The 9,444-nt window shown below is 50.2% G+C and carries 12 protein-coding genes and 1 pseudogene; 12 read left to right on the forward strand and 1 reads right to left on the reverse strand.

What is annotated here, in order from left to right; translation table 11 throughout:
• Window positions 1-129: 129 nt before the first annotated feature.
• The 12 genes from folM to BGK46_RS09295 all read left to right on the forward strand — a co-directional run bounded on the left by folM (window position 130) and on the right by BGK46_RS09295 (window position 8,436).
• Window positions 130-828 (forward strand): dihydromonapterin reductase, encoded by a 699-nt coding sequence (gene folM / locus BGK46_RS09240; protein ID WP_069588731.1) that lies wholly within the window; start codon window positions 130-132, stop codon window positions 826-828.
• A gap of 20 nt (window positions 829-848) precedes the next feature.
• Window positions 849-1,217, forward strand: a complete 369-nt coding sequence (folX, locus tag BGK46_RS09245) for a dihydroneopterin triphosphate 2'-epimerase (protein ID WP_201249192.1) — start codon at window positions 849-851, stop codon at window positions 1,215-1,217.
• A gap of 110 nt (window positions 1,218-1,327) precedes the next feature.
• A complete protein-coding gene (locus tag BGK46_RS09250) occupies window positions 1,328-1,867 on the forward strand; it encodes a cytochrome b (RefSeq protein WP_069588733.1) in 540 nt (179 codons plus the stop codon).
• Window positions 1,864-2,433 carry a YceI family protein gene (locus tag BGK46_RS09255; protein WP_069588734.1) on the forward strand — a complete coding sequence of 190 codons (570 nt, stop codon included), beginning with the start codon at window positions 1,864-1,866 and terminating at the stop codon, window positions 2,431-2,433. Before BGK46_RS09250 ends, BGK46_RS09255 begins: the two co-directional genes overlap by 4 nt.
• 147 nt (window positions 2,434-2,580) lie before the next feature.
• Window positions 2,581-3,354 carry a substrate-binding periplasmic protein gene (locus tag BGK46_RS09260; protein ID WP_084781371.1) on the forward strand — a complete coding sequence of 258 codons (774 nt, stop codon included), beginning with the start codon at window positions 2,581-2,583 and terminating at the stop codon, window positions 3,352-3,354.
• 38 nt (window positions 3,355-3,392) lie between these two features.
• Window positions 3,393-4,100 carry an HAD family hydrolase gene (locus tag BGK46_RS09265; RefSeq protein WP_069588735.1) on the forward strand — a complete coding sequence of 236 codons (708 nt, stop codon included), beginning with the start codon at window positions 3,393-3,395 and terminating at the stop codon, window positions 4,098-4,100.
• 154 nt (window positions 4,101-4,254) lie between these two features.
• On the forward strand, window positions 4,255-5,157 hold the full coding sequence (locus tag BGK46_RS09270) for a metal ABC transporter substrate-binding protein (RefSeq protein ID WP_069588736.1): 903 nt from the start codon (window positions 4,255-4,257) through the stop codon (window positions 5,155-5,157).
• Window positions 5,144-6,025 carry an ATP-binding cassette domain-containing protein gene (locus BGK46_RS09275; protein ID WP_069588738.1) on the forward strand — a complete coding sequence of 294 codons (882 nt, stop codon included), beginning with the start codon at window positions 5,144-5,146 and terminating at the stop codon, window positions 6,023-6,025. Before BGK46_RS09270 ends, BGK46_RS09275 begins: the two co-directional genes overlap by 14 nt.
• Window positions 6,022-6,867 carry a metal ABC transporter permease gene (locus BGK46_RS09280; protein ID WP_069588740.1) on the forward strand — a complete coding sequence of 282 codons (846 nt, stop codon included), beginning with the start codon at window positions 6,022-6,024 and terminating at the stop codon, window positions 6,865-6,867. Before BGK46_RS09275 ends, BGK46_RS09280 begins: the two co-directional genes overlap by 4 nt.
• A complete protein-coding gene (locus tag BGK46_RS09285) occupies window positions 6,864-7,745 on the forward strand; it encodes a metal ABC transporter permease (protein WP_069588742.1) in 882 nt (293 codons plus the stop codon). Before BGK46_RS09280 ends, BGK46_RS09285 begins: the two co-directional genes overlap by 4 nt.
• A gap of 152 nt (window positions 7,746-7,897) precedes the next feature.
• On the forward strand, window positions 7,898-8,140 hold the full coding sequence (locus BGK46_RS09290; protein WP_069588744.1) for a type II toxin-antitoxin system ParD family antitoxin: 243 nt from the start codon (window positions 7,898-7,900) through the stop codon (window positions 8,138-8,140).
• Complete coding sequence (locus tag BGK46_RS09295; protein WP_046075938.1) at window positions 8,137-8,436, forward strand: type II toxin-antitoxin system RelE/ParE family toxin; 300 nt, start codon at window positions 8,137-8,139, stop codon at window positions 8,434-8,436. The genes BGK46_RS09290 and BGK46_RS09295 overlap by 4 nt, the downstream gene beginning before the upstream one ends.
• Before the next feature lie 579 nt (window positions 8,437-9,015).
• Here the strand turns inward: BGK46_RS09295 and BGK46_RS17615 are convergent.
• Window positions 9,016-9,444, reverse strand: a pseudogene (locus tag BGK46_RS17615) (toll/interleukin-1 receptor domain-containing protein); the annotation flags it as partial.

A 9,444-nucleotide genomic window follows, 5' to 3' on the forward strand; every position in this document is an offset into this window, starting at 1 on the left:
TAACTCCGTATAAATCTGTCGATTTCGTTAACATGTCGCTATCTTTGATCGCTACAAGTCTATGAAACGTAACATACTCGTTGTTGTCAGAGTGCATTCACTCTCAGTGGTAACCATAAAGGAAAACACGTGACAAAAAAGCATATTCTTATCACAGGGGCAGGACAACGGATCGGCTACGCGCTTGCTTGTCACTTTCTTGCACAAGGGCATCAGGTCACTGTGTCATATCGGACACCGCGTCCCCAAGTGAGTGAGCTTATCGAGCGAGGCGCTCATTGTATTCAGGCGGACTTTTCTACCGATGTCGGCATTCACGCATTTATCCAAGCCATTGACGCGCATAATCCGGTGTTTGATTGCTTAATCCATAATGCCTCATCGTGGGACAGTGAAAAGCAAAGCCAAGATTTCGCGGCTTTGTTTGACAGCATGATGCAAATCCACGCCAAAACGCCTTATCTGATCAATATGGCGGCAACCCGATGGATGAACAGCGGCGACATTATTCACCTGACCGATTATGTGGCCCATAAAGGTAGCGCAAAACATCTTGCCTATGCCGCGAGTAAAGCCGCGCTTGAAAACCTCACGCTATCGTTTGCCCAACAACTCGCCCCCGACATCAAGGTAAACAGTATTTCCCCCGCGCTTATCATGTTCAACGACGGCGATGACGATGCCTACCGAGAGAAAGCGCGCAAAAAATCGATTTTGGGCACCGTGCCCGGCGAGCAGGAAGTGATCAACGCCTGCGACTTTATTCTTGCCAGTCAGCATATGACGGGCCAATCCCTTAAACTCGATGGCGGACGCCATTTAGCGTAATTGCCTAACTGGAAAGCACAATGATGAATGACGCTGTGATCAAAATTACCAACCTACGTTTGCGTACTTATATCGGCTTTAACCCCGAAGAGCAGGAAAAAAAGCAAGATGTGGTAATTAACGTAGAAATTCACTATCCCGGCCACAAAGCCAGCCAAGAGGATAATGTTGACGACGCACTGAACTATAAAGTGATCACCAAAGCGATTATCGACTATGTTGAGAATGGCCGCTTTTTGTTGTTGGAAAAACTGGTCGCCGGCGTGCTCGACATTGCACGCGATCACCACTGGGTGCGTTACGCCCAAGTAACTATTGATAAGCCGCATGCGTTAAGGTTTGCCGACTCCGTCTCACTGAGCCTCAGTTGGACAGACCGCGATTCGTAACCGCGTAAAGAGTTCGTTAGAATAATTCGAACATCTTGTTCAAGGTAACTTGGTTCTGAATTTCATTTTACCTTATATACTGTGTTGGAATTGTTATTAGGACAGGGACTATGACAGCAAAAACGAGTTACGATCCTGTAATGCGGGTGCTGCACTGGCTTTCTACTCTGGTCATTATCGGCTTGTTTGCCGTGGGCCTGTGGATGGTCGACCTTAGCTATTACAGCAGTTGGTATCAAACCGCCCCACATTGGCATAAATCCATTGGGATCTTGCTCGCTGGCGCCACCATACTGCGCTTAGGGTGGAAAATCACTCATACGATGCCCAAGGTTGAGGGCAAAGCGTGGGAACGTAAGGCCGCGACCGCGGCACATCACACGATTTATTTGCTCCTCGCTGTACTGTTTGTGTCTGGGTATTTAATTTCTACCTCAGATGGCCGAGGTATCGACGTGTTTACTTGGTTTACCGTGCCGAGTGCTGGGGAGCTTTTCCCTAATCAGTCGGATATCGCGGGTGACGTACACTATTACGTTGCCATTACTCTGATTGCCCTAGCCGCTGTTCACGCACTGGCTGCGTTAAAGCACCATTTTATTGACAAAGACAATACGTTACGGAAGATGATCGGAGGAAACCCGAAATGAAAAAACTCATGTTAGCCATGGGAATTAGCGCCGCGACACTCTTATCTGGGCCTGCATTGGCAGACACTTATATGATTGACACCAAAGGCGCACATGCCTCTGTCAACTTCAAAGTGCCTCACTTGGGCTACAGCTTTATCAAGGGTCGCTTTAACAAATTTGATGGTCAGTTTGAATTTGATCCCAACAACATTGGCGCGTCTAGCGTGACAGTGACCGTTGATACCACCAGCTTGGACTCCAACCAAGCCGAGCGTGACAAGCATATTCGTAGTGCGGATTTTCTTAACGCGAGCAAGTTTGGCCAAGCCACTTTCAAGAGCACCAAGGTCACAGATAACGGCGATGGCTCAATGACTATTGCAGGCGATCTCACCTTGCATGGGCAAACCAAGCCGATTGAGATTGACGCTGAATTAGTTGGCCACGGCGATGACCCTTGGGGTAACTACCGCGCAGGCTTTATGGGCAACACTCGCCTCGAGCTTGCTGATTTCGGCATTGCCACTATGGGTCCAGCCACGTATGTCGATATGGAGCTGCACGTAGAGGGTATCCGCCAATAAGGGATAATCCTTTCCTTCCCTACTAATCCACACGCCCCGGCACCTGCTGGGGCGTTTATTATCGATCCCTAAAACATTCACTATACTCATAAAAAGCGACGCCTTGGTCTGGCGATGATATCCATTGTTCGATAAGGATACCTATTTATGAGACTCACCTCTTTTAAGCGTCTTTCCCTCGTTTTTGCTTTCTGTCTCGTCACACTTCCGGCACAAGGGGCGATGAAAATTGTTACCGCAGTCAACGATGTTTGGCCCCCTTACGTCACCCGAGATACGGCTAAACCGGGCTTTTCTGTCGAAGTGGTGACCGCAGCCCTTTCTACCCAAGGCTATGACACCAAATTCTTACTCTTCCCTTGGGCGCGTGGCTTGTACGAAGTCAGAAATGGGCGAATCGACTTAATCACCACCACTTGGTACACAGACGCACGTAGTGAATTTCTGCTCTACAGCGACCCCTATTTCGCAACCAATATCGATATCATGATGCGAAAAGACACAGCGTTTGACTTCACTGGCCCAGAAAGCCTTACCGGCAAACGGGTTGCCAGTGTACTGGAATATGGCTATGAACCTTGGTTTTTAGACGCGGATTATTTTCAACGGGTGGAAACCACCTCGTTAAGATCAAGCTTACAAATGCTCGCTGCCAAACGGGTCGATCTGGCCGTGGGCAATCGCTTTGTGATGCAACACGAGCTCGAACCCTTAAACCTAAATACTGATGATTTTCACTTTTCCCCCACCCCGATGATCAAGCAACATATCCATGTCACCGCCGGCAAAGCCAACCCTAAGGCGCAAGAATATATTCAAGCCTTTAACCGCGGGTTAGAAATAATCAAACGGAATGGCACCTTTGACGATTTGAAGCAAAAATACGGGCTGCTCTTACCAGACGATGTGGCTGCAGAGTGAAACCCTATCGTCATAGTTGCTGGTTAGGATGCCTATCAATGTCTCATTACATCAGTTTGGCTATGACTTCTCCGATTAACATTGCATTCTTCGACTTAGACGAAACACTGATTGCCACCGACACCAAGCAAGCGTGGCTGGAATACCTTTGCCAGTGCGATCTCGCCCCGCAAAACCTGGTCGACCAAGAAAAACGGGCGTATCTGGATTTTAAAAAAGGCCGCATCAACCTTGAGCAGTATATGCAAGTGCAGTTGAGCCCAATCAAAGGAAAATCCACTCAAACTGTGGCTGCATGGGCGACCGACTTTATCGATCAGCGCGTCGCTCCCGTGGTAGTGCCACAAGCGTTAGAGCGCATCGAGTGGCACCGAACACGAGGCGATCACTGTGTGCTGGTATCGAATACCGCCGCACACTTGGCAAGACCGATTGGCGAACTACTCAAACTCGATACCGTGATTGCGATTGAGCTTGAAACATTAAATGGCGTGTATACAGGTAGCATATCCCATTGCGTGCGTGATTTTCGTGGCAAGCATGACTACATGCAGGCATGGCTATCTGACCGTCATGACACGGTCGGCCACACATACGGTTACAGTGATTCGCACTGGGATGTCCCCTTGCTTGAGCAAGTTGACAGCGCTTTTGCGGTTAACCCTGACCCGCACTTAAGCCTGCATGCCCAAGAAAAAGATTGGACCATTATGGAGTGGGCTCGCTACGACACCATTCGTGATTAGTAAAAGATCACAGGAAACATGACGACAGGGCGCCTCGTGTGCCCTTTTTAATAACACCCACTTGAGAATGATTATCATAACCGTTATCTTTAACGTATGATCGGCTGGCGACCTCACGCCGTAGTCACACGCATAATGAACGAGATTAACGCTTATGAGAAAACACCTGCTAATTATTGCGGCGCTCTTGCTCTCTCCGATGGCGCACGCCGACCAATTAAAACACGCGGACAAGCTAAAAGTAGTGACCAGCTTTACCATTCTGGCTGATATGGCTGCCAACGTGGCGGGCGAGCATGCCGAGGTAGTGTCTCTCACTAAACCCGGCGCGGAGATCCACAATTACCAACCCACTCCGGGAGATATTCTGCGTGCGCAAGGTGCGGATGTGGTGATGTGGAACGGGTTAGGCTTAGAGCGCTGGTTCGAACGTTTTTTCCAGCACATTGATAAGGTGCAGAATGTGATCTTATCTGACGGGGTGGAGCCGATTATGATTGCCTCTGGCCCGTATCGTGGCAAGCCCAACCCACACGCGTGGATGTCGCCCTCAGATGCGATGCGATACGTTGATAACATCGAGCGCGCCCTGATCAAGTACGATCCCGCCAATCAAACGCACTACCAAGCCAATGCCAATGCCTACAAGGCGCAAATTCAAGCCGTGTTCGCGCGTGCGCAAGACGCCTTATCCGCTGTCCCCGAATCCCAGCGTTGGTTGGTAAGCAGTGAGGGTGCGTTTTCTTATCTGGCGCGTGATTTAAACCTCAACGAAGCCTATTTATGGCCGATTAACGCCGAGCGCCAGGGCACACCGCAACAAGTGCGCGCGCTGATTGATACCGTGCGAGAACACCAAGTGCGTGCTGTCTTTTCCGAAAGCACCGTGTCTGATGCGCCCGCCAAACAAGTCGCCGCAGAAACCGACGCGTACTATGGAGGCATTTTATATGTCGACTCGCTCAGCACCGCTGACGGGCCCGTGCCTGACTATCTATCCTTACTGACAGTTACCACAGAAACCGTGTTAGCGGGGTTACGCCATGACGCACTATGATTTAACCGACGGCACGCCCAGTGTATTAGATGTCAACGAGGTGCGTGTTGTGTATCGAAACGGCCTGTGTGCCCTTGAACACGCCAGCTTCTCGCTGCCCGCGCAAACCATTACTGCCCTAGTCGGTGCCAATGGCAGCGGCAAATCCACCTTGTTTAAAGCGATCATGGGGTTTGTGAACCCCGGCAGTGGCAGCATTGCGGTGAACGGCACCCCAATTAAGCAAGCGCAAAAAGCAGGCTTGGTCGCTTATGTGCCTCAATCGGAAGAGATTGATTGGTCGTTCCCGGTGTTAGTGGAAGACGTGGTGATGATGGGTCGCTACGGCAAGATGTCATTTATGCGTCGCCCCAAAGCGGCGGATCATCAGGCCGTGGATGAGGCCTTAGCCCGCGTGGGTATGACAGCCTTTCGCCAGCGGCAAATTGGTGAATTGTCCGGCGGACAGAAAAAGCGCGTTTTCCTCGCCCGCGCTCTGGCTCAGCACAGCCCGCTGATTTTACTGGATGAGCCTTTTACTGGCGTAGATGTCACCAGTGAAGAGTCGATTATGCGTTTGTTGCTCGAGCTTAAAGACGAGGGCAAAACCATTTTAATCGCCACCCATAACCTTGGCACCGTGCCCGACTTTTGCGATCGCACCGTGCTGGTCAATCGCGCGGTAGTGGCAGGCGGACACACCGACCATGTGTTTACTACTGAGAACCTGAGTGCCATTTTTGGCGGCAAACTGCGCCAATATGTCATGCCCAGCGATCAGCTCCACCAAGACGCCGATCCGCGCGAGCTGTCGGTCATTTCCGATGATGAACGACCTTTGGTGGTATATGGCAAGCGCGAACAAAGCGCGCAGGAGCGGCGCGAATGAGCTTACTTGATCCCCTCGCCTATCAATACATGCAAAAAGCATTGCTGGTCACCACCTTGATTGGTGGCGTGTGCGGCTTGCTCTCTGCCTTTTTGATGCTCAAAGGCTGGTCGCTGATGGGCGATGCCCTCTCCCATGCGATTGTACCGGGCGTTGCCGGCGCTTATATGCTGGGCTTGCCCTTTTCTCTCGGCGCCTTTGTTGCCGGCGGCATGGCCGCGAGCGTGATGCTGTTTTTGCATCAACGTAGCCACATCAAACAAGATGCGATCATCGGTTTAATTTTCTCGAGCTTTTTCGCCTTCGGGCTCTTTTTAGTCTCGATTTCGCCCGTCGCGGTCGATATTCAACAAATTATGCTGGGCAACTTGCTCGCCATTGCCCCACTCGATGCGGTGCAAATGCTAGTCATTGCCTTGGTCAGCCTCACCGTACTGGCGGTGAAATGGCGTGATTTTATGCTGACCTTTTTTGATGAAAGCCACGCCCGCTGCATTGGTTTACCCGTGGTGGGGCTTAAAGTGCTGTTTTTCGCGCTGCTCAGCGCCTGCACCATGGCGGCACTTAAAAGTGTCGGTGCCTTTTTGGTGATTTGCTTGGTGATCGCCCCCGGCGCCACCGCCTATTTATTGAGTGATCGCTTTGGGCCCGTGTTGGTGCTGAGCGGTGTCATCGGCACAGTCACCTCACTGTTTGGGGTGTACATCAGCTATTTCGCCAACCTTAACGCCGGCGCACTGATTGTGCTGGCCCAAGTGGGACTCTTCTTAGCCGCCTTTGTGTTTGGCCCCAAACACGGGATCCTCGCGCGGCGCGCCAAACGTCAGGAGGCACTGCAATGAATCCGTATCAACTGACTTTTATGCAAGATGCTTTGCTCATGGCCATCTTAGTGGCACTGCCCTGTGCGCTGCTTTCGTGCTATTTGGTGTTAAAAGGCTGGTCATTAATTGGCGATGCCGTGGCACACGCGGTGCTGCCGGGGTTGGTGCTAGCAAACTTATTTGGCCTGCCGCTGATTGTCGGCGCCTTTGCTGCGGGCTCCGCATGCGCCACTAGTGTGCATTGGCTCAAACAAAATAGCCGTGTAAAAGAAGACACCTTGCTGGGGATTGTGTTTTCTGGCTTTTTCGCGCTGGGGCTGATTTTGCAAGGCCAGTTCCCGTCTGATTTGCACCTTGATCATATTCTATTTGGCAACCTGTTGGGAATTAACCACCAACAGCTGCTCACCGCCGCCATTACCGGCTTAGTCGTGCTTGCGCTCGTGCTGCTTAAAGGGCGAGATTTAATGCTGCTATCGTTCGACCCTGCACAAGCCAGCGTGCTCGGGCTCCCCGTACAAAAGCTTCACTGGCTTCTGCTTTCAGTAATGATTGCCACCATTGTGGCGGGGTTACATGCCGTGGGGATCATCTTAGTGGTAGCGATGTTGATTGCACCGGGCGTCACTGCCTTTATGCTCAGCAAGCAATTTAGCCGCATGTTATGGATTGCCTGTGCGATTGCCTTAGTCACCGCCGTGGGGGGCGTCACCCTGTCGTTTTACCTCGACAGTGCACCTGGCCCGACTATTGTATTGCTACTCACCGGCTGTTTTGTGGTGACCTTCGCGTGGCAGCAATATCAAATCCACCGCAACCAACAGCGCCCACAGCCGATGCACAAAACCACAAAAGCAACGCGCTCTGCCACCACCCATTCAGCGCAATCGCACTGATCGGCATCGGCGATCCCAACCTGAGCAGTGCGCGAGATAGAGCTCGCGCACATTGCTCGTCGCATAGGTTTTATCGCCCATGCCCGTCATCTTGCCTTCACGCACGCCAAATACCATAATTAGGTATATATTGGTATCAACGAGTTCTAACCATGGCAAAGAATACAAGTATTACCCTAGGTGAACACTTCGATGGCTTTATCGCTAGCCAAATCGAAACAGGGCGCTACAGCTCGACAAGTGAAGTCGTTCGCGCCGCACTGCGTTTACTCGAAAACCAAGAGACAAAACTGCATACACTGCGTCAACTTCTCGTAGAGGGCGAACAGAGTGGCGATGCTGAGTATGACATCGATAACTTTATCCAAGAAATCGATGCCGAAGATACGCAATGAAGCCATTTACGCTGACTATCGCCGCCAAAACGGACTTAAGGAATATCGCGTTGTTTACCCAGCGTCGTTGGGGAAAGGGACAGCGCAATCTATATGTAAAACAGTTCGATGACACCTTTTGGTTATTGGCTGAAAACCCAGACATGGGAAAACCGTGTGATGACATCCGATCAGGGTATCGTAAATTTCCTCTTGGCAGCCATATTGTTTTTTATCAACCCAAGGGTAATCATCACATTAAAGTCGTTCGAATATTGCATAAAAGCATGGATGTGAATCCAGCACTGGGTGTTTAGTCCACCGTAGTCACTTATATGTTCTCTATCGACGGACACAACCGCATCCCAACCAGAGCAGTGCGCGAAACGGAGCCCTCGTTCTAATCGCGCACACCTCCCCAACTCGCTCCTTGGCACTCTAACCAACTTCTTGCACCCACCTCACAAAATATGGTTTATCTAACACTTTGGACAATAGCGCACGAAAACCAAAACAACCCTTGATAGACTAATCCCAAATCTGCCAACTCAATGGCGTGTTAGATGCCGACAACTAAATGGCGGTAGCATAGCAAAACGCGCGTTTATCCGTGACAGATGCACACTACCTTAGAGTGGATAACTAAAAGCGTCGATGAGTCAATCGGTTACAGATTAATGCTTGTGGATAGTATGAACGCCCGAGTAGGGATAGGCGGCGTGTACATTTTCGCGGAAAAGAGATATGTATGAAAGGCGGTAAATACTATCTATATCAGCTTTTTATATAGATAAGATTGCGTATAACAGTTTTGGAAAATCGAGCATGCGCGCTAATACAATGTTATATGCCGGAGCAGCCCCAACCAAATCGGAGCTGCTATCTTTCTTTGATTGCTATTTAATCCACCCTTGCTGGACAGCATGTATCTTAGCTTTGTCTGTCACAAATACCCACCCTTGGGAATAGTTTACAAAGCCTTGTTCATGAAGTTGTTTTGCGTGTATTTCAAAAACTATGCGGGATAAATTTAGGTGGTTGTAAACCAGTTTATCCTCTATGGCATCTCGACCGCCTTCGTAAATAGCGATAATGGTCTTCAAAATATCTGAGGAGATGTCGTGGTTCTTAACTGTCGGCGTTTGAGAGGCAGGCTTAAAAGGGTTGTTTCCTAACTCAGGTTTTTTGAAGAGTGGCTCCCCGTGAATTGCACGTACCAAATCATCTATAACAGCCTCGAATTCATCATCGTTGGAAAAGTCCAAATACAATTTAGATGTCAAAAATGTCGGAGTAAGGTTTGTGCCCGCGGATTCAACTGCGAA

It is taken from the genome of Salinivibrio sp. SS2 (assembly GCF_001722075.1).
Classification (GTDB): Bacteria; Pseudomonadota; Gammaproteobacteria; order Enterobacterales; family Vibrionaceae; genus Salinivibrio; species Salinivibrio proteolyticus.

Coding starts and splice junctions, on each gene's coding strand:
- folX (WP_201249192.1), top strand. CDS start 849: ATGATGAATGACGCTGTGATCAAAATTACCAACCTACGTTTGCGTACT.
- BGK46_RS09250 (WP_069588733.1), top strand. CDS start 1,328: ATGACAGCAAAAACGAGTTACGATCCTGTAATGCGGGTGCTGCACTGG.
- BGK46_RS09255 (WP_069588734.1), top strand. CDS start 1,864: ATGAAAAAACTCATGTTAGCCATGGGAATTAGCGCCGCGACACTCTTA.
- BGK46_RS09260 (WP_084781371.1), top strand. CDS start 2,581: ATGAGACTCACCTCTTTTAAGCGTCTTTCCCTCGTTTTTGCTTTCTGT.
- BGK46_RS09265 (WP_069588735.1), top strand. CDS start 3,393: ATGTCTCATTACATCAGTTTGGCTATGACTTCTCCGATTAACATTGCA.
- BGK46_RS09270 (WP_069588736.1), top strand. CDS start 4,255: ATGAGAAAACACCTGCTAATTATTGCGGCGCTCTTGCTCTCTCCGATG.
- BGK46_RS09275 (WP_069588738.1), top strand. CDS start 5,144: ATGACGCACTATGATTTAACCGACGGCACGCCCAGTGTATTAGATGTC.
- BGK46_RS09280 (WP_069588740.1), top strand. CDS start 6,022: ATGAGCTTACTTGATCCCCTCGCCTATCAATACATGCAAAAAGCATTG.
- BGK46_RS09285 (WP_069588742.1), top strand. CDS start 6,864: ATGAATCCGTATCAACTGACTTTTATGCAAGATGCTTTGCTCATGGCC.
- BGK46_RS09290 (WP_069588744.1), top strand. CDS start 7,898: ATGGCAAAGAATACAAGTATTACCCTAGGTGAACACTTCGATGGCTTT.
- BGK46_RS09295 (WP_046075938.1), top strand. CDS start 8,137: ATGAAGCCATTTACGCTGACTATCGCCGCCAAAACGGACTTAAGGAAT.